20 protein-coding genes are annotated in these 22729 nt (G+C 63.2%); 7 read left to right on the top strand and 13 right to left on the bottom strand.

What is annotated here, in order from left to right:
* Positions 1 to 206 precede the first annotated feature (206 nt).
* From argC to mutY, 9 genes are all read right to left on the bottom strand, one after another.
* The gene (argC, locus tag NKT35_RS12640) at positions 207 to 1235 is read right to left on the bottom strand and encodes an N-acetyl-gamma-glutamyl-phosphate reductase (RefSeq protein WP_254293448.1); all 1029 of its coding nucleotides are present in this window, start codon (positions 1233 to 1235) and stop codon (positions 207 to 209) included.
* Positions 1236 to 1365: 130 nt separating this feature from the next.
* On the bottom strand, positions 1366 to 1758 hold the full coding sequence (rpsI, locus tag NKT35_RS12635) for a 30S ribosomal protein S9 (protein ID WP_254293445.1): 393 nt from the start codon (positions 1756 to 1758) through the stop codon (positions 1366 to 1368).
* 15 nt (positions 1759 to 1773) lie between these two features.
* Positions 1774 to 2202 (bottom strand): 50S ribosomal protein L13, encoded by a 429-nt coding sequence (rplM, locus tag NKT35_RS12630; RefSeq protein WP_149297067.1) that lies wholly within the window; start codon positions 2200 to 2202, stop codon positions 1774 to 1776.
* 386 nt (positions 2203 to 2588) lie between these two features.
* Positions 2589 to 3299, bottom strand: coding sequence for a purine-nucleoside phosphorylase (gene deoD / locus NKT35_RS12625; protein WP_254293443.1), 711 nt, complete (start codon positions 3297 to 3299; stop codon positions 2589 to 2591).
* Between the two features lie 92 nt (positions 3300 to 3391).
* Positions 3392 to 4609, bottom strand: coding sequence for a phosphopentomutase (locus NKT35_RS12620; RefSeq protein WP_254293441.1), 1218 nt, complete (start codon positions 4607 to 4609; stop codon positions 3392 to 3394).
* A gap of 14 nt (positions 4610 to 4623) precedes the next feature.
* A complete protein-coding gene (deoA, locus tag NKT35_RS12615; protein WP_254293440.1) occupies positions 4624 to 5949 on the bottom strand; it encodes a thymidine phosphorylase in 1326 nt (441 codons plus the stop codon).
* A gap of 113 nt (positions 5950 to 6062) precedes the next feature.
* The gene (gene deoC / locus NKT35_RS12610; RefSeq protein ID WP_254293437.1) at positions 6063 to 6830 is read right to left on the bottom strand and encodes a deoxyribose-phosphate aldolase; all 768 of its coding nucleotides are present in this window, start codon (positions 6828 to 6830) and stop codon (positions 6063 to 6065) included.
* Between the two features lie 228 nt (positions 6831 to 7058).
* Entirely contained in the window at positions 7059 to 9263 is a 2205-nt protein-coding gene (locus NKT35_RS12605) for a RelA/SpoT family protein (RefSeq protein ID WP_254293435.1), read from the bottom strand.
* A 92-nt stretch (positions 9264 to 9355) separates the two neighbouring features.
* The gene (gene mutY, locus NKT35_RS12600; protein WP_371926336.1) at positions 9356 to 10402 is read right to left on the bottom strand and encodes an A/G-specific adenine glycosylase; all 1047 of its coding nucleotides are present in this window, start codon (positions 10400 to 10402) and stop codon (positions 9356 to 9358) included.
* A 126-nt stretch (positions 10403 to 10528) separates the two neighbouring features.
* On the opposite strand from mutY, the gene NKT35_RS24185 reads away from it, so the two are divergent.
* The 4 genes from NKT35_RS24185 to NKT35_RS12580 all read left to right on the top strand — a co-directional run bounded on the left by NKT35_RS24185 (position 10529) and on the right by NKT35_RS12580 (position 16289).
* On the top strand, positions 10529 to 13255 hold the full coding sequence (locus tag NKT35_RS24185; protein ID WP_371926334.1) for a THUMP domain-containing protein: 2727 nt from the start codon (positions 10529 to 10531) through the stop codon (positions 13253 to 13255).
* Between the two features lie 168 nt (positions 13256 to 13423).
* The gene (locus NKT35_RS12590; RefSeq protein ID WP_254293433.1) at positions 13424 to 14026 is read left to right on the top strand and encodes a MarC family protein; all 603 of its coding nucleotides are present in this window, start codon (positions 13424 to 13426) and stop codon (positions 14024 to 14026) included.
* A gap of 143 nt (positions 14027 to 14169) precedes the next feature.
* On the top strand, positions 14170 to 15495 hold the full coding sequence (locus tag NKT35_RS12585) for a dicarboxylate/amino acid:cation symporter (RefSeq protein ID WP_254293432.1): 1326 nt from the start codon (positions 14170 to 14172) through the stop codon (positions 15493 to 15495).
* 119 nt (positions 15496 to 15614) lie between these two features.
* Positions 15615 to 16289, top strand: coding sequence for a thioredoxin domain-containing protein (locus NKT35_RS12580; protein WP_254293430.1), 675 nt, complete (start codon positions 15615 to 15617; stop codon positions 16287 to 16289).
* 76 nt (positions 16290 to 16365) lie between these two features.
* Here the strand turns inward: NKT35_RS12580 and ppsA are convergent, their stop codons facing one another.
* Entirely contained in the window at positions 16366 to 18753 is a 2388-nt protein-coding gene (gene ppsA, locus NKT35_RS12575) for a phosphoenolpyruvate synthase (RefSeq protein ID WP_254293428.1), read from the bottom strand.
* 283 nt (positions 18754 to 19036) lie between these two features.
* Here ppsA and ppsR point away from each other — a divergent pair, with 283 nt between their 5' ends.
* Positions 19037 to 19858 (top strand): posphoenolpyruvate synthetase regulatory kinase/phosphorylase PpsR, encoded by an 822-nt coding sequence (gene ppsR, locus NKT35_RS12570; protein WP_254293426.1) that lies wholly within the window; start codon positions 19037 to 19039, stop codon positions 19856 to 19858.
* A 60-nt stretch (positions 19859 to 19918) separates the two neighbouring features.
* Positions 19919 to 20662 carry a nucleotidyltransferase domain-containing protein gene (locus NKT35_RS12565; protein ID WP_254293424.1) on the top strand — a complete coding sequence of 248 codons (744 nt, stop codon included), beginning with the start codon at positions 19919 to 19921 and terminating at the stop codon, positions 20660 to 20662.
* On the opposite strand, the gene NKT35_RS12560 is transcribed toward NKT35_RS12565, so the two are convergent.
* The 3 genes from NKT35_RS12560 to NKT35_RS12550 form a co-directional block, all read right to left on the bottom strand.
* Positions 20659 to 21006 (bottom strand): translation initiation factor Sui1, encoded by a 348-nt coding sequence (locus NKT35_RS12560; protein WP_254301381.1) that lies wholly within the window; start codon positions 21004 to 21006, stop codon positions 20659 to 20661. The two genes, NKT35_RS12565 and NKT35_RS12560, sit on opposite strands and share 4 nt — an antisense overlap.
* Positions 21007 to 21113: 107 nt before the next feature.
* Positions 21114 to 21368: a hypothetical protein gene (locus tag NKT35_RS12555; RefSeq protein WP_254293422.1), complete on the bottom strand. Its 255-nt coding sequence runs from the start codon at positions 21366 to 21368 to the stop codon at positions 21114 to 21116.
* Positions 21369 to 22115: an AraC family transcriptional regulator gene (locus NKT35_RS12550; RefSeq protein ID WP_254293420.1), complete on the bottom strand. Its 747-nt coding sequence runs from the start codon at positions 22113 to 22115 to the stop codon at positions 21369 to 21371.
* A 116-nt stretch (positions 22116 to 22231) separates the two neighbouring features.
* Here NKT35_RS12550 and NKT35_RS12545 point away from each other — a divergent pair, with 116 nt between their 5' ends.
* Complete coding sequence (locus tag NKT35_RS12545; protein WP_254293419.1) at positions 22232 to 22633, top strand: nuclear transport factor 2 family protein; 402 nt, start codon at positions 22232 to 22234, stop codon at positions 22631 to 22633.
* The last annotated feature ends 96 nt before the right edge of the window (positions 22634 to 22729 follow it).

Raw genomic sequence — 22729 nt, 5'->3', positions numbered from 1 at the left:
AATCGGGCCGGTCGCGGCCATTCACCCACCATTTTAGTCGGATATCGGGGCGGATGGCGAGCCTTCAAGCCCCTAGGCACAATTGTCGTAGGGCGGATGCCCCGGCAGGGGCGATCCGTCTCACTCTCGTACAATCATCATGCCAAGCCCGCATCGGCGGATCGCCCTACGCGTTTTGCCACAGCCACGGCCATTGATCGACGGATTTACGGCATCAAGGGCACGACATCCAGGCCATCCAGCTCCGGCAGGCCGAACATCAGGTTCATGTTCTGCACCGCCTGGCCGGCCGCGCCCTTGACCAGATTGTCTATCACCGACAGCACCACGATCGTATCGCCGCCCTGCGGCTTATGCACCGCGATGCGGCACAGATTGGCGCCTCGCACCGAGCGCGTTTCCGGATGGCTGCCGGCCGGCAGCACATCGACGAAGCCTTCCTTGGCGTAGCGGCTTTCGAACAGCTGCTGCAGGTCCACATCCTTGGTCAGGCGCGCGTACAGCGTGGCATGGATGCCGCGTATCATCGGCGTCAGGTGCGGCACAAAGGTCAGGCCCACCGGCTTGCCGCCGATATGGGCCAAACCCTGGCGGATTTCCGGCAGATGGCGATGGCCAGCCACGCCGTAGGCTTTGAAGGAATCGCCGGCCTCCGCCAGCAAGGCGCCGATCTCGCCCTTGCGGCCCGCGCCGGATACGCCGGATTTGCAGTCGGCGATCAGGCTGGAGCCATCCACCACGCCCGCCTCGATCAGCGGCAGAAAGCCCAATTGCACCGCGGTGGGATAGCAGCCCGGATTAGCCACCAGACGCGCGCCGCGAATGGCTTCGCGGTTCACTTCCGGCAGGCCGTAGACGGCATCGGCCACCAGGTGCGGCGAGGCATGCGGCATGCCGTACCATTTCTCCCACTCGAACACATCCTTGATGCGGAAGTCGGCCGCCAGGTCTATCACCCGCACGCCGGCATCCAGCAGCGCGACGGCATCCTGCATGGCAATGCCGTTGGGCGTGGCGAAGAACACCACATCGCACTCGGCCAGGCGCGCTTCGTCAGGCGTGGCAAAGGCTAGATCGATGCGGCCGCGCAAGCTGGGGAACATTTCGTCGACGCGAATGCCCGCATCCTTGCGCGACGTCACCGCCGTCACGCGCGCCTGCGGGTGCTTGGCCAGCAAACGCAGCAACTCGACACCGGTGTAGCCGGTGCCCCCAACGATCCCAACCTTGATCATGGCTAGCCTTTATATAAAAAAATGTCGCAAAGGCGACATTTTAGGCAGACTGCGCTGTAGCGGCAAGCATACAAATAGAAAAAACCGCCGGGCGAACCAGGCGGTTTTGTTCTTTGCAGAATCCTTGCGATTAACGCTTGGAGAACTGCTTGGCGCGGCGTGCTTTGCGCAGACCGACCTTCTTACGCTCAACTTCGCGAGCGTCGCGGGTTACGTAACCAGCGGCGGACAGAGCAGCCTTCAGGGCTGCGTCGAAGTCGATCAGAGCGCGGGTGATGCCGTGACGGATCGCGCCGGCTTGGCCGGTTTCACCACCGCCAACCACGTTCACCTTGATGTCGAAGGATTCGAGGTTTTCGGTCAGGGCCAGCGGCTGGCGGATAACCATGCGACCGGTTTCACGGGCGAAATATTCGTCAACCGGCTTGCCGTTAACGATGATTTGGCCGGAACCCTTTTGCATGAACACGCGAGCAACGGAGCTCTTGCGACGGCCAGTGCCGTAGTAGTATTTACCGTTCATTGTTAAGCCTTAAAATCAGATTTCCAGCACTTTGGGCTGTTGGGCGGCGTGCGGGTGCTCGGAACCAGAGTACACCTTGAGCTTCTTGATCATGGCGTAGCCCAGCGGACCCTTAGGCAGCATGCCTTTCACGGCTTTTTCCAGAACGCGCTCCGGGAACTGGTTTTGCAGTTCGGTGAAGGTGCGTTCGTAGATGCCGCCCGGGTAACCGGAGTGACGGTAGTACTTCTTGTCTTGTGCCTTGGTGCCGGTCACGCGCAGCTTCTCGACGTTCACCACAACGATGAAGTCACCGGTGTCAACGTGCGGAGTGAATTCCGGCTTGTGTTTGCCACGCAGACGGCGGGCGATTTCGGCAGCCAGGCGACCCAGCACCTTGTCGGCGGCGTCGACCACGTACCATTCGCGCTTTACCTCATGCGGCTTGGCAGAAAAGGTCTTCATGGAACTCTTCCATCGTAATTCTTGAAAGTTACGGATTCTAGTGCAGTGGCCGCCCTGCTGTCAAACCCTTGTGCGACAACAGATTTCCACAGCGCGGCAAACGGGCGGATTCAGGCCGGAAATGACCCAAAAAAAAAGCGCAACGCTGTTGCGTGTTGCGCCAAGTTCCACCTTAGAAGGAGGATGGAGGAGACAACACCAGAGACGCCACATTGCGTAACGCCCTGATGCAATACCGATTATCGGTATACCATCGGGATTAGGCAAGTAGTTTTTGTGCAGTGCAGTATGACGCCGTAGGCTTTACGCCACACGCGCGCCGCGCCAGGCCGAAAAAACAACACGCCGCCCATGGCGGCGCGTCGTTTCACCGGAAAATCAGCGCATTACAGCTTGATCGCGGCATCCAGCGCCACTTCCATCATGTCGCGGAAAGAGGTCTGGCGCTCTTCGGCGCTGGTGGCTTCGCCGGTCGGGATAATGTCGGACACGGTCAAAATGCCGGCCGCGCGCGCGCCGTATTGAGCGGCCACGGCGTAAATGCCGGCCAACTCCATCTCGATAACATTGACCTGCATCTTTGCCAGCACGTCCAACATGTTCGGCTGCACGCCGTAGAACAGATCGGCGGAGAACACATTGCCGACAGTCACTTTCTTGCCCTGCTCGGCCGCGGTGTCCACCAGGGTGCGCAGCAGAGTGTAGTCGGCGATGGCGGCGTAGTCGTGATCGTGGAAGCGCATGCGGTTCACCTTGCTATCGGTGGACGCGCCCATGGCGATGAACAGCTCGCGCAGCTTGATGTCCGGCGTCACCGCGCCGCAGGAGCCGATGCGGATGATGTTCTTGACGCCGTAGTCCTTGATCAGCTCGGTGGTGTAGATGCTGGCGGACGGAATGCCCATGCCGTGCGCCATCACCGACAGGCGCTTGCCCTTGTAGGTGCCGGTGTAGCCTAAGATGTTGCGGACATTGGTCACCAGCTCGGCGCCTTCCAGGAAGGTTTCGGCGATCAGCTGCGCGCGCAGCGGGTCGCCCGGCATCAGTACGGTTTCAGCGAAGGCGCCGTCTTTGGCGTTGATGTGCGGGGTTGCCATTCAAGGTCTCCTCTTAATTGATTCTCGATCCGCCCGGCGTTGGCGAGCGGAAAAATCGCGATGCCGGGCCGATGCGGCCCGGCTGGGCGGCGTCAATCCAGGAAGGATGCGCCGTAATCCATCTTGGGCAAGCCCAGATGGCTGGCTACGCTCTGGCCGATGTCGGCGAAGGTGGCGCGCTCGCCCAGCGGGCCCGCCTTGACCTTCTTGCCGTAACACAGCACCGGGATATGCTCGCGGGTGTGGTCGGTGCCTTGCCAGGTCGGATCGCAGCCGTGGTCGGCCGACAAAATCAAAATGTCGTCCTCGCCCAAGGCATTCATCACTTCCGGCAAACGGGCGTCGAACTCTTCCAGCGCCGCGGCGTAGCCTGCGGTATTGCGGCGATGGCCGTAGCTGGAGTCGAAATCGACGAAGTTGGCCATGATGATGGCGGGCTTGTCCTGATGCTGATGCATGGCGGTCAGCGTGGCGTCCCACAGCTGGTCAAAGCCGGTGGCCTTGTGCTTGTGGGTGATGCCGACATGGGCGTAGATGTCGGCGATCTTGCCTATCGACACCACATCGCCGCCTGCCAGGGCCAGCTTTTCCAGCACCGTCGTCGCCGGCGGCTCCACCGCCAGGTCCTTGCGGTTGCCGGTGCGGGCGAACTTGCCCTTGCCTTCGCCGACAAAGGGGCGCGCGATCACGCGGCCGATATTGTACGGCTCCAGCAGCTCGCGGGTGATCTTGCACAGCTCGTAGAGCTTATCCAGGCCGTAGGTCTCTTCATGGCAGGCGATCTGGAACACCGAGTCGGCCGAGGTATAGAAGATCGGCTTGCCGGTCTTCATATGCTCCTCGCCCAGCCGGTCCAGAATCTCGGTGCCGGAAGCGTGGCAATTGCCCAGATAGCCCGGCAGACCGGCCTTCTCGACGATGGCGTCCAGCAGTTCCTGCGGGAAACTGTTGTCGTGATCGCTGAAATAGCCCCAGTCGAACAAGACCGGCACGCCGGCGATTTCCCAGTGGCCGGACGGCGTGTCCTTGCCGCTGGAGATTTCGCGGGCGTAGCCGTAGGCCGCCAGCGGCGCCGCCGGGTCCATCCCTTCCGGGAAGTAGCCGGACGACAGCTGGCAGGCGTGGCCCAGGCCCATCTTGGACAGATTAGGCAGATTCAGCGCGCCGTTGCGGCCGATGTCTGCGCGGCCGGCGGCCGCCTCCATCGCGATGTGGCCCAGCGTGTTGCTGCCGGCGTCGCCGAACTTCGGCGCGTCGGCTGCCGCGCCTATGCCCAGCGAATCCAAAATAATGATAATTGCGCGTTTCATGCTCGCTCCCGGCCTTATGCGCCGCGGATGATCTGATACACCATAGGCAGCTCGGACGGCGCGGCCTCGTCGATGCGGATGGCGGCCTTGACGCGGCGCGCCGCGTCTTCGAAGCTCGCCTCGTCGGCGGCGTGGATCATCATCAGCGGGGTTTCCTTGCTGATATTCTGACCCAGTTCGACGAACTGCGACAGTCCTACGCGGAAGTCCAGCACATCGGTGGCCAAACGGCGGCCGCCGCCCAGCGCGCACACGGCCATGCCGATGCCGCGGGTATCCATCGCGCCCACATAACCCGCCTTGTCGGCGTATACCGGACGCACGATGGGCGCCGGCGCCAGATGGCGGTCGTAGTTTTCCAGGAAGTCGGCCGGGCCGCCCAAGGCGGTCACCATGCGGCCGAAGATCTCGGCGGCGCGGCCGGAATCCAGGCCCGCTTGCAGCTTGGCGCGGGCATCGGCCTCGTCGCTGGCCAGCTTGCCGCCGATCAGCATTTGCGCGCACAGCGCCATGGTCACTTCATGCAGGCGCGGGTTGCGCTCGTCGCCCTTCAGATAACGCACCGCTTCGCGGGTTTCGATGCTGTTGCCGGCGGTGGAGGCCAAAGGCTGGCTCATTTCGGTGATCAGCGCGGTAGTGGCCACGCCGGCGCCGTTGCCCACCTTGACGATGCGCTCGGCCAGTTCGATGGACTTCTGCATGGTCGGCATGAAGGCGCCGCTGCCGGCCTTCACGTCCATCACCAGCACGTCCAGGCCCGCCGCCAGCTTCTTGGACAGGATGGAGGCGGTGATCAGCGCGATCGATTCCACGGTGGCGGTCACGTCGCGGGTGGCGTAGAAGCGGCGGTCGGCCGGCGCCAGGTCGGACGTCTGGCCGATGATGGCCACGCCCACTTCCTTCACCACCTTGCGGAACAGCTCCGGATCCGGGAACGGGTTATAGCCGGGCACGGCGGAGAGCTTGTCCAGCGTGCCGCCGGTGTGTCCCAGGCCGCGGCCGGAAATCATCGGCACGAAGCCGCCGCAGGCGGCCACCATCGGCCCGAGCATCAGCGACACCACGTCGCCTACGCCGCCGGTGGAGTGCTTGTCGACGATGGGACCGGGCAGGTTCAGGTCTTTCCAGTGCATGCGGCGGCCGGAATCGCGCATGGCCAGCGCCAGGTGCACGTTCTCTTCCAGCTCCATGCCGTTGAAATAGATAGCCATCGCCAAAGCGGCGATCTGGCTGTCCGCCACGCTGTTGTCGGTGATGCCGGCGACAAACTGTTGGATGTCCTGTTGCGACAGCAGCACGCCGTCGCGTTTCTTGCGAATGATTTCCTGCGGCAAAAACATGGCATTCTCCCTGCCTGAAACCCATTGCGCTGCAGAATAAAACGGCAACGGGCGATGCGGCCGGGAAATCGCCCGGCCAGAGTGCGGTAACCCCGCGAATTCTTAACTTCCGATCAGTAGCCGCTGGTCTGCTTGGCTACGCCGCCGGCGATCTCGATCTGCAGATTGGCCAGCAGGCTGGAGGCGCCGAAGCGGAAATGCTCGGCCTTGACCCAGTCGTCGCCCAGCAGGCCGCCGGCCAGTTCCAGATACTGTTTGGCTTCGGCTGCGCTCTTCACGCCGCCGGCAGCCTTGAAGCCGCACTTGCCGCCCTGCTCCTTGATCACGTTCAGCATCACGTCGGCCGCTTCCAGCGTGGCGTTCACCGGCACTTTGCCGGTGGAGGTCTTGATGAAGTCGGCGCCGGCGCGGATGGAGATTTCGCTGGCCGCGCGGATCCGCGCCGCGTCTTTCAGCTCGCCGCTTTCGATGATCACCTTCAGCAGCTTGTCGCCGCAGGCCTCTTTGCAGGCCTTGACCAGTTCGAAGCCGATATCGCCATTGCCGGCCATCAGCGCGCGATACGGGAACACCACGTCCACTTCGTCCGCGCCGTAAGCGATGGCGGCGCGCGTCTCGGCCACGGCGATGGCGACATCGTCATTGCCGTGCGGGAAGTTGGTGACGGTGGCCACCAGCACTTCCGGGCAACCGGCTTCGCGCAGCGTTTTCTTGGCGATCGGCACGAAGCGCGGGAACACGCAAACGGCGGCCACCGTGCCGTCCTGGCTCTTGGCCTTCTGGCACAGGGCGATCACCTTGGCGTCGGTGTCGTCGTCGTTCAGCGTGGTCAGGTCCATCAGGGACAGCGCGCGGCGCGCGGCTTCAATCAGTGCAGACATGGTCGTTCTCTCTCGGATTTCACCCTGGGCCACAGCGATCGACATGACGGCATGTTGGCCCGATGTATGGATGGGATTATGAAAATTTCTTCACGTGAAAGCAAATTGCGGATCACCCGAACTTGCTTAAACGCAAATCGCACCGCGCCCGCGGAGCGCCCCGCCAAAAGCAAAACCGGCTAAAAAGCCCGACTGGCGGACCTCCTAGCCGGTTTGTCGTTTCATTCGCTAAATACGGCGCGCTTCTTGCACGCCGGACAATTCCATCATCCGCGACAACACGCGGCTGATATCCTGCACCTGGCGCACCTCCACCGTCAGCCGCAAACGGCTCTTCAGATCGCGCGACAGCGTGTTCACGCCTATCAGGTTGAGCTTTTCGCGCGACAGCACATCGGAAATGTCGCGCAGCAAGCCGGGGCGGTCCTGCGACATCACTTCGATGTCGATAGGGAATACGCTGTTTTTCAGCTCGCCCCACTCCGCCGCGATCAAGCGCTCCGGCACTTCCTGCGACAGTTTCTTCAAAGTCAGGCAGCTGCTGCGGTGGATGGAAATGCCGCGCCCCTTGGTGACGAAACCCATCACCTGGTCGGGCGGCGCCGGCTTGCAGCACTTGGCCAGCACCGTCATCAGATTGTCCACGCCCTCGATCAGCACGCCGCCGGCGTCCGGCCCGCCCTTGCTGGCCCGAACCAGGCTTTCCGGCAATACATCCACCGCCGGCGGCGGCGCCAGGCTGGTGATGGCGTTGGCCACCGAACGGGTGGTCAGCTCGCCGTGGCCCAGCGCGCCGTAGACTTCTTCCAGCTTGTCGTAGCCCAGCTTCTCCGCCAACTGCAGCAAATTGGGTTGGATATGCGGACGGCGCGCGAGTTCGCGCTCGAACAAGGCCTTGCCGGTTTCGCGCACCGTGTCGGCGTTTTGCAGCCGGATGTACTGGCGGATCTTGGAGATGGCGCGGTGGCTCTTCACCCAGCCGTCGTGCAGCCAGTTGACCGACGGCCCGCCCTCCTTGGCCACCAGCACCTCCACCCGCTGCCCGTTCTGCAGCGGCGTGGACAGCGGCACGATCTGCCCTTCCACCTTGGCGCCGCGGCAGCGGTTGCCCAGGCCGGAGTGGATGGCGTAAGCGAAGTCGATCGGCGTGGCGCCCTGCGGCAGCGCCAGCACCTTGCCCTGCGGCGTCAGCACATAGATGGTGTCGGCGAACAGCTCGGTCTTGAAGGCTTCGGCCAGGCCTTCGCGGTCCGACATTTCCTCGCGCCAATCCAGCAGCTGGCGCAGCCAGGAGATCTTCTCCTCGTAGGCCGCGTCGCCCTTGCCGCCCTCTTTGTAGCGCCAATGCGCCGCCACGCCGAACTCGGCGTGCTCGTGCATCTCGAAGGTGCGGATCTGCACCTCCAGCGCCTTGTCCTCCGGCCCCACCACCGCGGTGTGCAGGCTGCGGTAGTTATTGGCCTTGGGATGGGAGATGTAGTCGTCGAATTCGCCGCGTATCGGCTGCCACATGCCGTGGATGATGCCGAGCGCGGTGTAGCAGTCCGGCAGCTTGTCCACCAGGATGCGCACCGCGCGGATGTCGTAAAGCTCGGAGAAGTCGAGCTTTTTCTTTTTCATCTTTTTCCAGATGGAATAGATGTGCTTGGGCCGGCCGGCCACTTCGGCCTTGACCCCTGCTTTCTTCAATTCTTCGCGCAGGATGTCCAGCACCCGCTCGATATAGTCGATGCGCTCCAGCCGGCGCTCATCCAGCAGTTTGGCGATCTTCTTGTAGGTATCCGGCTCGGTATGCCTGAGGCCCAGATCCTCCAGCTCCCACTTGATCTGCCACACGCCCAGGCGGTTGGCCAAGGGCGCGAACAGCTCCAGCGTCTCGCTGCCGATGCGGCGGCGCGTCGCCTCGTCCTGCACATTGGCCAGGTAATGCATGGTCTGGGTGCGCCAAGCCAGCTTGATCAGCACCACGCGGATGTCCGCCACCATCGCCAGCAGCATCTTGCGCATGGTCTCGGCCTGGCGCGCGCAGTCCTCCGGCGTGGCCATCTTGTCGATGCGGGCGAATTCGGTGATGCGGCGCACGCCGCCTACGCCATCCACCAGCATGGCGATGGTGGCGTTGAAGGTTTCCGTCACCCACAGTTGCCATTCCGGCTTGTGATCGGGCACGGCGAACAGCAGCGTCGCCGCGATGGCGTCGGGCAGCAGGTGCAGGTCGGCCACAATGGCGGCGGCGGCCACCGCGTGGTTGAACAGGTCTTCGCCAGTGGAGGAAACAGTCTTGCCCTTGTACAGTTCGCGGGCAGCCTCGAAGGCGCGCGCCAACATCCGGCCGTCTTCGGCGGGATAGGCGGCGGACAAGCGCTCCAGCCAGCGCGCCGGATCGGCGGCGTCGGCCAGGGTATCGGCAACGGTGCGGACTACGGAAACCATATCTGTCTATCAGGACGGACCAGCCGTCTTCTATTGTAAGCCGGCGCGCGACCGGCCATTTGCCACAATAGGCGGGCCCTCGCCCGCCCTCGTCAATCCGACGCCAGCCTGAGCAGCAGGCGCCTCACCGGCGCAGGCACGCCGGCATCCACCGCCTGATCGATCTTCAGCCACTGGCCATCGGCCTCGGCCACGCCTCGCGCTTGCAACTGGTCCAGACGCACCGGTTGCGGCGTGATGATCAGGCGAAAATGGGTAAATACATGTTCCAACTCCGGCCAGGCGGGCAGCATGTCGCCCTCGCCCGCTTGCCGCAGCCAGTCGTCAATCTCGAATGTGCTGGCGAACTCCGGCAAGGACAACAAGCCGCCCCAGATGCCGGTCGGCGGACGGCGCTCCAGCCAGACTTTGTCGCCATGCCGCGCCAGCAACATCACCGTCTGCCGCGTCGGCACCGTTTTTTTCGGCCTGGGTGTCGGCAGCTCGCCGGTGCGCCCCTCGCGCGCCGCCGCGCAGCCATCCACCATCGGACAGGCAGTACAGGCGGGCTTGCCGCGGCCGCACACCGTCGCGCCCAAGTCCATCAGGCCTTGCACATAGGGGCCGATATCGGCGGCCTGCGCCGGCAGTATTTCCTCGGCCAGCGCCCACATGCGTTTTTCTATCGCCTTGTCGCCGGGGAAACCGTCTATGCCGAAACAACGCGCCAGCACCCGTTTGACATTGCCGTCCAGAATAGTCTCGCGCCGCCCAAAGGCGAAGGCCGAAATCGCCGCCGCAGTGGAACGCCCCACGCCGGGCAGCCGCTCGAGCCGCTCGCGCTCGGCCGGAAACGCCCCGCCGAACTCGTCCATCACCATGCGCGCCGCCTTGTGCAGATTGCGGGCGCGGCTGTAATAGCCCAGGCCGCTCCACTGCGCCAGCACGTCGTCCACCGGCGCGGCGGCCAGCGCCGCCACATCCGGGAAACGCGCCAGGAAGCGCGGGTAATAGTCGAGCACGCTCTTGACCTGAGTCTGCTGCAGCATGATCTCGGACAGCCACACCCGATACGGGTCCTTGACCTGCCACGGCAGGTCGTGGCGGCCGTGCCGCCTTTGCCAGGCCACCAAGCGGGTGGCGAAACTGCTGCGCAACATCGCATTCCATCGCTGAATCGAACCGGTTATGGTAACGGAAAGCCTCTGCGCCACCAAGCAGGCGGACGATAATTGCGTTAAAATTAAAGGATTACTTATAAAGTTTGATCATTCGAGGTCGTTTCAATGTCCAGTTTCCGCTCCCGCCAACGCGCCAACCTGCGCCGCGATTTAACCAGCCGTGAACGCGCGGCCAACTCGCCGGCCGGCCAGCCCCCGCGGGACGGCGAGCAGCCTCCTCGCGCCGACAAGCCGCGCGCGCCTTACTCCGGCCCGCGTCCGGGCGTAGGCAAGCCGGACTGGCAGGAACGCCGCAATGATCAACGCTTCGACAAGCGCCCGCCGCGCCAGGATGAAGGCCAAGCGCCGCGCGAAGGCGGCAAGCCGGGCTGGAAGCCGCGCCAGGACGAGCGCCGTTTCGAATCCGGCCCGCGTCCGGAGGGCCAGGACAAACGCTTTAACCGCGACGGCGAGCGCCAGGAGTGGAAACCGCGCGACAACAAGCCCCGCTTCGACAAGCGCGACGGCGAACGCAAAGAATGGCAGCCACGCGACAACAAGCCCCGCTTCGAACAGCGCGACGGCGAGCGCAAAGAATGGCAGCCGCGCGACAACAAGCCCCGCTTCGAACAGCGCGACGGCGAGCGCAAAGAATGGCAGCCGCGCGACAACAAACCCCGCTTCGAACAGCGCGACGGCGAACGCCGTTATGATCGCGACCGCGGCCCGTCCAACCGCAAGCCGTTGCCGGAAGGCGAAGACCGCGCGCCGCGCGCCGAAGGCCAGGACAAGCGCTACAGCCGCGACCGCGGCCCGTCCGGCCGCAAGCCGCTGCACACCGAAGACGCGCCGCCGCGCCAGTTCAAGCCGCGCGCCGAAGGCGAGCGCGACAATCGCTTCCAACGCGACGACAAACCGCAATGGCAAGACCGCGCCCCGCGCGAGAACCGCGAGCCGCGCGATGAAAACGCCCCGCGCAGGCCGTTCGGCAAGCGCGAGGACGGCGAGCGCGACAACCGCTTCCGCCGCGACGACAAGCCGCAATGGCAGGACCGCGCGCCGCGACAGGATCGCGAACACCAGGATGACAACGCCCCGCGCAAGCTGTTCGGCAAGCGCGAGGGCGACGAACGCGACAACCGCTTCCAGCGCGACGACAAGCCGCAATGGCAGGACCGCGCCCCGCGCGAGAACCGCGAGCCGCGCGATGAAAACGCCCCGCGCAAGCTGTTCGGCCAGCGCGAAGGCGGCGAACGCGACAACCGCTTCCGCCGCGACGACAAGCCGCAATGGCAAGACCGTGCCCCGCGCGAACCGCGCGACGAGCAGGCTCCGCGCCAGATGTTCAACAAGCGTGAAGACGGCGAGCGCGACAACCGCTTCCGCCGCGACGACAAACCGCAATGGCAGGACCGAGCTCCGCGCGAGAACCGCGAACCGCGCGACGAAAACGCTCCGCGCAAGCTGTTCGGCAAGCGCGAAGACAATGACCGCGGCGGCTTCCAGCGCGAAGACCGCGGCCTGAAGCCGCTGGGCGACTCGCATCGCCTGGATAATCCGCAGCGCCGCTTCGAGCAGCGCGCCTTCGAGCGTCCGCAGCATGAGGAGCGCTCCCACGAGCACGCGCCGCGCGTCGAACGCACCGTCACCAGCCGCCTGGACAGCAAACTGGCGCTGTTCGCTCCCTGCCCACGCGGCCTGGAGCAAGTGCTGGCCGACGAATTGCTGGCGCTAGGCGCAGCCGACATCGCCCCGGCAGACGGCGGCGTGGCCTTCAGCGGCGACGCCCGCCTGATGATGGCGGCCAACCTGCACTGCCGCACCGCCAGCCGCATCCTGCTGCGCCTGGCCCACGGCGGCTACCGCGTCGAACAGGACATCTACCGTCTGGCGATGAGCGTGGACTGGCCGCGCTGGTTTGAAGTGTCGCGCACCATCAAGCTGAAGGCCGACGGCATCGGCGCCCGCGTCAAGAGCCTGGACTACGTAGGCCTGATGGTGAAGGACGCGATCTGCGACCGCTTCCGCCAGGCGCAGCTGGGCCGCCCGAATGTGGACACCCGCAGCCCCGACGTCCGCGTCAATGTCTTCCTGAGCGCAGACGAAGCCACCATTTACCTGGACACCAGCGGCGAGCCGCTGTTCAAGCGCGGCTGGCGCGAAGAAACCGGCGAGGCCCCGCTGCGCGAAAACCTGGCCGCCGGCCTGTTGCTGCTGGCCGGCTACGACGGCAGCCAAGCGCTGCTGGACCCGATGTGCGGCAGCGGCACCATCCTGGTAGAAGCCGCCGACATCGCGCTGAAGCGCGCCCCCGGCCGCAACCGCCGCTTCGGCTTTGAACTGCTGTCCAGCTTCGATTCCGCCAACTGGGAAAGACTGCAGCTGGATGCCCGCCAGGCGGAACAGCCGGCCGCCAAGCTGGCCATCCACGGCTCCGACCGCTCGCAGGCGATGATCAATATCGCCCGCGACAATCTGGAACGCGCCGGCCTGGCTGGCCTGGTCGAGCTGACCGCCGCCGACGTGACCGCCACCCGCCCGCACGCCGAACACGGCCTGATCGTCACCAACCCGCCCTATGGCGTGCGTCTGGAAGAGCAGGACCAACTGGCCGAATGGTATCCGGAGCTGGGCGACTGGCTGAAGGCCCACTTCGCCGGCTGGACCGCCTGCCTGTTCAGCGGCGACCTGCGCCTGGGCAAGTTGATCCGCCTGGCGCCCAAGCGCCGCACGCCGCTGTTCAACGGCTCGCTGCAATGCCGCTTGTTCGTCATCAATATGGTGGAAGGCAGCGCGCGCAAGCAGAAGGACGGCGAGGCCGCCGATGAGGAAATCGGTGGCGACGAACAATAATCGTCGTTAGCCAGCCCAAACCAACCGCCCCGCTCGCGCCGGGCGGTTTTTGTTTGCCTTTTGGCATAGAAGCGCATAAAAACTGATAATTTTCAGTCGCATCGGCGCTCGCCGGCATTTCATCCCCATGCGATAATCGCCGGCTGCTCCACCCACTTGGCAACACCCATGCAAACCTCCTTCCTGTCCGCCACCATCCTGCTGATCCTGATCACCGATCCGCTGGGCAATATTCCGCTGTTCATCTCCGCCTTGAAGCAAGTCAAGCCGGAACGCCGCAAGCGCGTGGTGTATCGCGAGTGCCTGATCGCCTTCCTGGTGCTGACCGTGTTCATGCTGTTCGGCCGCAATTTCCTGGACCTGATGCACCTGACCGACGAATCGATGCGCATCGCCGGCGGCGTGATCCTGTTCCTGATCGCCATCAAGATGATCTTCCCCGGCGAAGGCAGCGTGTTCGGCGGCGACAAAATGAGCGGCGAGCCCTTCATCGTGCCCATCGCCATCCCGCTGATAGCCGGCCCGTCGGCGATGGCCACCGTGCTGCTGCTGTCCACACGCGAACCGGGCCGCATGCTGGAGTGGATGGGCGCGCTGACCATCTGCATGCTGGTTACCACGGTGGTTTTCCTGTTCTCCAACCGCTTGCAAAAGCTGCTGGGCGAGCAGGCCATCACCGCGCTGGAGCGCTTGATGGGCCTGGTGCTGACCGCCATTTCGGTGGAGATGCTGCTCAGCGGCTTCGCTTCCTACCTGAAGCAGCTGCACTGAGATATTCATTCCAGATAAGCCATCAGGGTTATCCCGGATAGGGATATCGCCTATGCCCCCGGCTGGCGACTGTTGTTAGCATCGTATGCGAATGGACCAAGAAGAGTCCGCATCCGAAGCAACCAACGCCAGTCGGGAGAACCATGCAAACCAAGACCCCCTTCTTTTCGCGCCTCTATGTGCAGGTGCTGATCGCCATCACGCTGGGCGTCATGCTCGGCGCGTTCATGCCGGACCTCGGCGCCAAAATGAAACCGCTGGGCGACGCCTTCATCAAGCTGATCAAGATGATGATCGCGCCCATCATCTTCGCCACCGTCGTGGTCGGCATCGCCAAAATGGGCGATATGAAGGAAGTCGGCCGCGTCGGCATCAAGGCGCTGTTCTACTTCGAAGCCGTCACCACCCTCGCGCTGGTGATAGGCCTGATCGTGGTCAACCTGCTGCAGCCGGGCGCAGGCCTCAATATCGACCCGCACACGCTGCACTCCAAGGACATCGCCAAGTTCACCGCCGGCGCCAAGGAAATGAACACGGTGGACTTCCTGCTGCACATCATTCCGGACACCGTGGTCGGCGCTTTCGCCAGCGGCGAAATCCTGCAGGTGCTGACCTTCTCGGTGCTGCTGGGCCTGGCATTGACCAAGATGGGCGACAACGGCAAGACCATCGTCCACATCCTGGACGAGTTCTCGCATGCGCTGTTCGGCGTGATCAATATGCTGATGAAGCTGGCCCCGATCGGCGCTTTCGGCGCGATGGCCTTCACCATAGGCAAGTACGGCATCGGCTCGCTGAAGCAGCTGGGCTTCCTGATGGCCTGCGTCTACCTGACCTGCTTCGCCTTCGTCTTCATCGTGCTGGGCACGATAGCCCGCTTCTCAGGCTTCAGCCTGATCAAGTTCCTGGCCTATATCAAGGAAGAGATTCTGCTGGTGCTGGGCACCTCTTCGTCTGAATCCGCCCTGCCCGGCATCATGAAGAAGATGGAAAACCTGGGCTGTTCCAAGCCGGTGGTCGGCATGGTGGTGCCTACCGGCTATTCCTTCAACCTGGACGGCACCTCCATCTACCTGACCATGGCGGCGATCTTCATCGCCCAGGCCACCAATGTGAACCTGACGCTGGGCGAGGAGCTGGCCATCATCGGCGTGCTGCTGCTCACCTCCAAGGGCGCGGCGGCTGTAACCGGCGGCGGCTTTATCACGCTGGCGGCCACGCTGGCCACGCTGGGCGGCAAGTTGCCGGTGGAAGGCCTGGCGCTGCTGATAGGCATAGACCGCTTCATGTCCGAAGCGCGCGCCATCACCAATCTGATCGGCAACGGCGTGGCCACCGTGGTGATCGCCAAGTGGGAAAAGGCGCTGGACGTGGAAAGGATGAACCAGGTGCTGAACGGCGGCGAGCCGCCCAAGCCGCCGCGCAAGGAACCGGATGTCGTCTTGCAACCCGCGCTGCAATCGAGTTGATTGCGTTTTATTCGAAACACAAAACCCGCCAACCGGCGGGTTTTTCGTTGTATTTAGAACAGATTGCTTGCAATTGTCCGAGCCTCGTCCACGATGAAATCATAAGGAGGGGCTGAAGCATGAGCGATTTCTGGGTGCAATACGGCGACGACATGCTGCCGGTGATCGGCGACTTTCCGCGCAAGGGCGATTACTTGCCCAGCTTCATGCTGGTGGACGATCAGAAGCGCGACGCGCCGCTGGAGGGCTTCTCCCACACCCCCAAGTTGATCCTGACCCTGCTGTCGGTGGACGAGGACGAACATGGCGGCCTGTATCTGCTGCGCGAGACCCGCCGTTTTCTCGACCGTTGGCCGCATCTGAAACTGATCGTCATCACTGTCGATTCGCCGTCTTCGCTGGCGCGGGCCCGGCATGAGCATGGCCTGCCCAATGTGGCGCTGCTGTCCACCTTGCGCGGACGCGACTTCCACAAGCACTATGGCGTGCTGATCACCGAGATTCCGCTCAGCGGCTACACCGCCCCGTCCATTCTGCTGGCCGATGCCGGCAACGTTGTCCATTATTCCGAGCGCCTGGCCAACACCCGCGACTTCTTCAATTTCGACGCCATCAATGCCTTGCTGTACGAGGGCGAGCAAAAAGCGCTGGAGGCGGAACGGGAAGCCGAGGCCGTGCGCATCATGGAAGAGGCCGAGCGCGAAAAAAGCACCGCGCGGCTATTGGAAAAGGCCAAGCAGGTGCAATTGGCAAGGGAACAGATCGAACCGAAGCCCGGCGAAGAGGGACGCTGAACGCCCTATCGCCACCGAGCAAAGAAAAACCGCCCGTTGCCGGGCGGTTTTTTTGCCTGATGGATGACCGACAGCCTTAGCTGTTCAGTTCCTTGGCCAGGTAGAGCCAGGTTTCCACCACGGTGTCCGGGTTCAGCGACACGGTTTCGATGCCCTCTTCCACCAGCCACTTGGCGAAGTCCGGATGGTCGGACGGGCCTTGGCCGCAGATGCCCACGTACTTGCCCAGCTTGCGGCAAGCCTGGATGGACATGTGCAACATCGCCTTCACCGCCTCGTTGCGCTCGTCGAAGGTGCTGGCGATCGGGCCGCCGGAGTCGCGGTCCACGCCCAGCGTCAGCTGGGTCATGTCGTTGGAGCCGATAGAGAAGCCATCGAAGTGCTGCAGGAATTGCTCGGCCAGCACGGCGTTGGCCGGCAGTTCGCACATCATGATCAGGCGCAGGCCGTTTTCGCCGCGCTTCAGGCCGTTTTCGGCCAGGATCTCGACCACTTTCTCAGCTTCGGACAGGGTGCGGACAAACGGGATCATCACTTCCACGTTGGTCAGGCCCATCACGTCGCGCACCTTCTTGATGGCGCGGCATTCCAGCTCGAAACAGTCGCGGAACGATTCGGCCACGTAGCGCGCGGCGCCGCGGAAGCCGATCATCGGGTTTTCTTCATGCGGCTCGTACAGATTGCCGCCGATCAGGTTGGCGTACTCGTTGGACTTGAAGTCCGACATGCGCACGATGACCTTTTTCGGGTAGAAAGCCGCGGCCAGCGTGGACACGCCTTCGGCGATCTTGTCGACGTAGAAGTCCACCGGGCTGGCGTAGCCGGCGATGCGGTCGGCGATCACGGCCTTCAGTTCCGGCGTTTGCTTGTCCAGTTCCAGCAGCGCCTTCGGGTGGATGCCGATCTGGCGGTTGATGACGAATTCCATCCGCGCCAGACCCACGCCTTCGTTCGGCAGCTGGGCGAAGTCGAACGCCAGTTCCGGATTGCCGACGTTCATCATGATCTTGACCGGCGCCTTGGGCATCTTGTCCAGTTCCAGATCGATGATTTCCACGTCCAGCAGGCCGTCGTAGATGTTGCCGGTGTCGCCTTCGGCGCAGGACACGGTGACCTGCATGCCTTCCTTCAGCACAGCGGTGGCATCGCCGCAGCCGACTACGGCCGGAATGCCCAGCTCGCGCGCGATGATCGCCGCGTGGCAGGTGCGGCCGCCGCGGTTGGTCACGATGGCGGCGGCGCGCTTCATCACCGGTTCCCAATCCGGGTCGGTCATGTCGGTCACCAGCACATCGCCCGGCTTGACGCGGTCCATTTCGGACGCGTCCTTGATGGTGCGCACCACGCCCTGGCCGATCTTCTGGCCGATGGCGCGGCCTTCGCACAGTATCTCGGACTTGCTGTTCAGGCGGTAGCGGCGCAGGGTGTCCTTGCGGTCTTCCTGCGACTTAACGGTTTCCGGACGCGCTTGCAGGATGTACAGCTTGCCATCCAGGCCGTCGCGGCCCCACTCGATGTCCATCGGGCGGCCGTAGTGTTTTTCAATGATCAGCGCGTAGTGGGCCAGTTCGGCCACTTCAGCGTCGGTAATGGAGAACTGCTTGCGCAGCTCAGGCTCCACGTCCACGGTCTTGACCGAGCGGCCGGCTTGCGAGGCGTCGGTGAACTCCATCTTGATCAGCTTGGAGCCCATGGTCTTGCGCAGCACTGCCGGGCGGCCGGCCTTCAGGGTCGGCTTGTGCACGTAGAACTCGTCCGGGTTCACGGCGCCCTGCACCACGGTTTCGCCCAGGCCGTAAGAAGCGGTGATGAACACCACGTCTTCAAAGCCGGATTCTGTGTCGATGGTGAACATCACGCCGGCCGCGCCGCTGTCGGAGCGCACCATGCGCTGCACGCCGGCGGACAAGGCCACCACGTCGTGGGCGAAGCCCTTGTGCACGCGGTAGGAGATGGCGCGGTCATTGTACAGCGAGGCGAAGACGTGCTTCATCGCATCCTTGACGTTGTCAAGGCCGCGGATATTCAGGAAGGTTTCTTGCTGGCCTGCGAACGATGCATCGGGGAGGTCTTCCGCGGTGGCGGAAGAACGGACTGCTACGGAGATGTCGGCGCCGCCGGCGTCGGCCACCATCTTGTCCCAGGCTTCCTTGATGTCGGCATCCAGCTTGGCGGGGAACGGGGTATCGATGATCCACTGGCGGATTTCCTTGCCGACGCGGGCCAGCTCGCTGACGTCGTCGATATCCAGCTTGGCCAGCGCGGCGTTGATCTTGTCCGCCAGGCCGTTGTGCTGAAGGAAATCGCGGTAGGCTTGCGCGGTCGTCGCGAAACCACCCGGAACACGCACGCCGGAGTCAGCCAATTGGCTGATCATTTCACCAAGAGAGGCGTTCTTGCCGCCTACCTCTTCCACGTCGGTCATGCGCAGTTTCTCGAACCAGATGACGTAGTTCTCAGCCATCACTTCACTTCCTGTGTTGGGATTGGGACGATGGGCCGCATTCTAGCCGAATTACGTGCGAATTGCGTAGCAACTTTTGCAGCGCACAAGATTTTTTGCGACAAGCCATCCGGACCACCCCAAACAATCAAGCGCTTAGATTTAAAAACATCAGACAAAATATTTAAATGTCATGTAGCGGCGTGATTACATTAAGAATTTGTTGCAAACTTAAGCGGTATCGTCAGCCATCCAGCCGGTATACACTTCCTCTGGTAACAAACCTCAACTCGCAAGGTGTTTCATGTCCCACCGCCGTTCCGCCTTCTTCATTTCCGACCGCACCGGCATCACCGCCGAATCGCTCGGCCACACGCTGTTGACCCAGTTCGATGCGCTGGAATTCCAGCGCGAAACCGTGCCCTTCGTCGATACGGTGGAAAAAGCGCAGACGCTGGCGCAGCGCATTTCCGAAGTGGCGGAGAAAGACCACCTGCGCCCGCTGGTGTTCACCAGCATCGTCAATCCGGAAGTCCGCGAGGCGCTCAGGCTGAGCAATGTGATCCTGATCGATTTCTTCGAAAGCTTCATCGGCCACCTGGAGCTGGAACTGGGCCACAAGGCTTCGCTGTCGGTGGGCAAGGCACACGGCATGGTCAACGAAGAGAAATACGATCACCGCATCGAGGCGGTGAACTTCTCGCTGAACCACGACGACGGCGTGAAGCTGAAAGACCTGGACGAGGCTGATGTGATCCTGGTAGGCGTGTCCCGCTCGGGCAAAACGCCGACCTGCCTGTACCTGGCGCTGCAATACGGCATCCGCGCCGCCAACTATCCGCTGACGCCGGAAGATCTGGGCAGCCCGACCCTGCCCAAGATCCTGCTGCCCTTCATGAGCAAGATGTTCGGTCTGACCATCGATCCCAATCGCCTGCACCACATCCGCTCGGAGCGCCGCCCGGACTCCAAATACGCCAGCATGGACAACTGCCGCCGCGAGGTGAACGAGGCGGAATCGATGTTCCGCCACCACGGCGTGCCCTTCATCAGCACCACGCACAAGTCGATCGAAGAGATCGCCTCCACCATCATGCACAAGGCTGCGCTGGGCCGTAAGTTCTAATCCGGCTTGCCGCTGGCCGGGGGCGCATGCAATATGTCTTTTTCATAAAAAGAAATCTGCATGCGCCCCGCTCCCGAATTCGTCGCCAAACAGGTGGCTGACCGCCGCTTTCCCGACGCCGCCTGCGTGCTGATGGCCGGCTCCATCGCGCGCGGCCAGGCCACCGCCACCTCCGATATCGACCTCGTGGTGATCCATCGCCATCTGTCCGCCGCCTGGCGCGAATCGTTGCTCGAGCAAAACTGGCCGATGGAGGCCTTCGCCCACGATCTCCATACCTTGCAGTATTTCTTCGATCAAGTAGACGCGCCCTCCGGCCTCCCTTCGCTCGCCTCCATGGTCAGCGAAGGCCTGCTGATCGCCGGCGATGAAGCGCTGGCCAAGCAAGCCAAAGCCATGGCGCAAGCCGCGCTCAAGCGCGGCCCTCCTGCTTGGGACGATGCGGCGCGGCGCGCCTCGCGCTACGCCATCACCGACATCATCGACGACATCCGCGCGCCAGCCACCCGGCACACGCTCAACGCCGCGCTGGCGCAGCTTTATCCGGCCCTGGCCAATCATTATCTACGCAGCCGCAATCAGTGGTCGGCCAAAGGCAAAACCCTGCCCCGCCGGCTGGCGCAGCTGGATTCCGACTATGCCGACCATTACTGCGCCGCCTTCGAGCAAGCGTTCGGCCAAGGGGAAACCGCCGCCTTGATCGCCTTGGCCGAGCAGACTTTGCAAACGGATGGCGGCTGGCTGTTTGCCGGCCATCAACTCGCCGCGCCAGAAGCATGGCGCAGCGAGCCGGTATTCTCCTAGCCGCCAGCCTTTTTGGTTTTGTATCCCAGCTTGATCAGCTCGGCGAGCACGATTTCCACGTGGTCGCCCTGAATCTCCAATACTCCATCCTTGACCGTGCCGCCGCTGCCGCAGCGGGTTCTGAGCTGCTTGCCCAGCTTGGCCAATGCCTCGCCAACCAGGGGCAGGCCCTTCACCACCGTCACCGCCTTGCCGCCGCGGCCCTTGGTTTCACGCGACACCCGCGCGATGCCGTCTCCCGCCGGCGCGGCCGCTTTGCCGCATTCGCATTGCGCCAGCGCTTGCCGGCAAACCGGGCACATCCGGCCATGCTCGGTCGAGTACACCAAACCGCCTGCATTCATCTTCGCCACTGCTTTCCCTTCCTTTCCTCGCCGGCACATTCACACCCATGCCAGCTGGGCATGCGCACGCCAAACGCCATCCCATTGTTTATTTGTAAAAAATTTGTTTATTCGAGAACAACAGCAATCACGCGCTCTCTAAATTGGTAATTTTCACGCCAGCGCCTATCATGAACATCCCGGACCCGCATCTCCCATTCTACCTGCCGCTGCGCTTGGTTTCGGCCGCGCAAAGGGTGGGCGGCGTGGATGAGAGCCGCGCCGGCTCCGACCCGCAGCGCGAATTCGCCGAAATGCTGTACCGCCGCGCGCTGCAGCAGCCGCAAACGCTGGCGGCTTCGCAAATGGCGACCGAGCAGCATTCAAGCCGTTATCTGAGCACGCTGGAATTCACCCGGCGACACGCCGTGATGACGTCGAAACGCGGCGCAAAAAGCGCTGAACGACTGGAAGCCTACCTCTAAAGCCACCGCGCCGGCCTCCCGGCCCGCGTTGAGCGCCTGCGCCGCCGCCAGCATACGCGCCTGGCTCAGCCAGCGGCCAAAAGACAAACCGGTATGGCGGGCAAAGGCCCGTGTCAGCGTGGCGCGCGAGAAACCATGCGCCGTAGCCAGATCATCCAGCGCCCACGCCTTATCCAAAGCGCCCAGCGCTTGCAGGCACAGCCTGCGCAAACGCGGCTCCTCCGGCAAAGGCAGCTGTTGCGGCAATCCCTCCAGCTGCAGCAGCTCATCGACAATCACCTCGGCCAGCCGCCTCCGCCGCCCCTCCCACGGCTCCGCCTCGTAAGCCAGCTGCCGCTCCAGCAAAGGCCCCAGCAAACGCGATGCCGGCGCGATCAGCACATGCGGCGGCAACTGAGCGAACACGCCGCTGTCCACATAGGCCGCCACGCCGTCCAAATCGGACACCTGCTCCGCGCTATGCTCCACGCCGGCGGGAATCCAGCCTATCTGCCCCGCAGCCAATAGCCAGCGCAATGAGGCGCTTTGGCACAACATGGCGCCGCGCCGCAGAAAGATCAGTTGCCCCAATTCATGCGCATGACGATGCGCGCCGTCTGAAGACACCGCGCGCAATGCGCGGCAACGGAAAGGCAAGTCCGGCATAGATTGATCCGATAAAGACATTAAATGAAATTTTGACGATATCGAATCAAAAGGTAAAGCGCTTAAAGTGTCTCCATCGCAACGGCGCCTACCGCGCCACATTCTGGAGACTGTCCATGCAAACCACCACCGATCCCCTCGCCCTGGTCCGCGGCATGTTTGCCGATCTGATCGAAGCCGGCCGCAACGACGAAGCATCCATCCGCCGCTATATGAGCGACGACTACCGCCAATGCGTGGACGGCCGCGAACTGGACCTGGCAAGCTTCCAAGCCCACTTGCTCAAGCAGCGCGAAGTGGTGGAGAAAATGCAGGTAGAATTTCTGGCCGTCGCCCAGGACGGCGACAGCGTGCTGACCCACCACCTGGTGCGCGTTTTCAAGAAAAATGGCGACACGCCGCTGTTCCAGGTGCTGGCCCACTTTTCCATCCGCGACGGCAGAATCGCCGCTTGCGACGAATTGACTCGCCAGCTGGAGGGCCACGCCGCCGATAGCGACCTGGGTTCGCGGCACTGATGCGCGGGGCTTGACGGCAACGCCGCCCGCGTGGTGAGATAAAGGCATGACTACCGCACCCGCTTTCGCAATCCGTTTTTGGTGGTGGCGCCTCTC

The organism is Chromobacterium sp. IIBBL 290-4, assembly GCF_024207115.1.
Classification (GTDB): Bacteria; Pseudomonadota; Gammaproteobacteria; order Burkholderiales; family Chromobacteriaceae; genus Chromobacterium.
The sequence above is the reverse complement of the archived record's forward strand: the minus strand, read 5'-3'. Positions and strand labels throughout refer to the sequence as shown.

Excerpts from the sequence above, each read along its gene's own strand:
- argC (WP_254293448.1), bottom strand. The coding sequence starts at position 1,235 with ATGATCAAGGTTGGGATCGTTGGGGGCACCGGCTACACCGGTGTCGAG.
- rpsI (WP_254293445.1), bottom strand. The coding sequence starts at position 1,758 with ATGAACGGTAAATACTACTACGGCACTGGCCGTCGCAAGAGCTCCGTT.
- rplM (WP_149297067.1), bottom strand. The coding sequence starts at position 2,202 with ATGAAGACCTTTTCTGCCAAGCCGCATGAGGTAAAGCGCGAATGGTAC.
- deoD (WP_254293443.1), bottom strand. The coding sequence starts at position 3,299 with ATGGCAACCCCGCACATCAACGCCAAAGACGGCGCCTTCGCTGAAACC.
- NKT35_RS12620 (WP_254293441.1), bottom strand. The coding sequence starts at position 4,609 with ATGAAACGCGCAATTATCATTATTTTGGATTCGCTGGGCATAGGCGCG.
- deoA (WP_254293440.1), bottom strand. The coding sequence starts at position 5,949 with ATGTTTTTGCCGCAGGAAATCATTCGCAAGAAACGCGACGGCGTGCTG.
- deoC (WP_254293437.1), bottom strand. The coding sequence starts at position 6,830 with ATGTCTGCACTGATTGAAGCCGCGCGCCGCGCGCTGTCCCTGATGGAC.
- NKT35_RS12605 (WP_254293435.1), bottom strand. The coding sequence starts at position 9,263 with ATGGTTTCCGTAGTCCGCACCGTTGCCGATACCCTGGCCGACGCCGCC.
- mutY (WP_371926336.1), bottom strand. The coding sequence starts at position 10,402 with ATGTTGCGCAGCAGTTTCGCCACCCGCTTGGTGGCCTGGCAAAGGCGG.
- NKT35_RS24185 (WP_371926334.1), top strand. The coding sequence starts at position 10,529 with ATGTCCAGTTTCCGCTCCCGCCAACGCGCCAACCTGCGCCGCGATTTA.
- NKT35_RS12590 (WP_254293433.1), top strand. The coding sequence starts at position 13,424 with ATGCAAACCTCCTTCCTGTCCGCCACCATCCTGCTGATCCTGATCACC.
- NKT35_RS12585 (WP_254293432.1), top strand. The coding sequence starts at position 14,170 with ATGCAAACCAAGACCCCCTTCTTTTCGCGCCTCTATGTGCAGGTGCTG.
- NKT35_RS12580 (WP_254293430.1), top strand. The coding sequence starts at position 15,615 with ATGAGCGATTTCTGGGTGCAATACGGCGACGACATGCTGCCGGTGATC.
- ppsA (WP_254293428.1), bottom strand. The coding sequence starts at position 18,753 with ATGGCTGAGAACTACGTCATCTGGTTCGAGAAACTGCGCATGACCGAC.
- ppsR (WP_254293426.1), top strand. The coding sequence starts at position 19,037 with ATGTCCCACCGCCGTTCCGCCTTCTTCATTTCCGACCGCACCGGCATC.
- NKT35_RS12565 (WP_254293424.1), top strand. The coding sequence starts at position 19,919 with ATGCGCCCCGCTCCCGAATTCGTCGCCAAACAGGTGGCTGACCGCCGC.
- NKT35_RS12560 (WP_254301381.1), bottom strand. The coding sequence starts at position 21,006 with ATGAATGCAGGCGGTTTGGTGTACTCGACCGAGCATGGCCGGATGTGC.
- NKT35_RS12555 (WP_254293422.1), bottom strand. The coding sequence starts at position 21,368 with ATGCTGCTCGGTCGCCATTTGCGAAGCCGCCAGCGTTTGCGGCTGCTG.
- NKT35_RS12550 (WP_254293420.1), bottom strand. The coding sequence starts at position 22,115 with ATGCCGGACTTGCCTTTCCGTTGCCGCGCATTGCGCGCGGTGTCTTCA.
- NKT35_RS12545 (WP_254293419.1), top strand. The coding sequence starts at position 22,232 with ATGCAAACCACCACCGATCCCCTCGCCCTGGTCCGCGGCATGTTTGCC.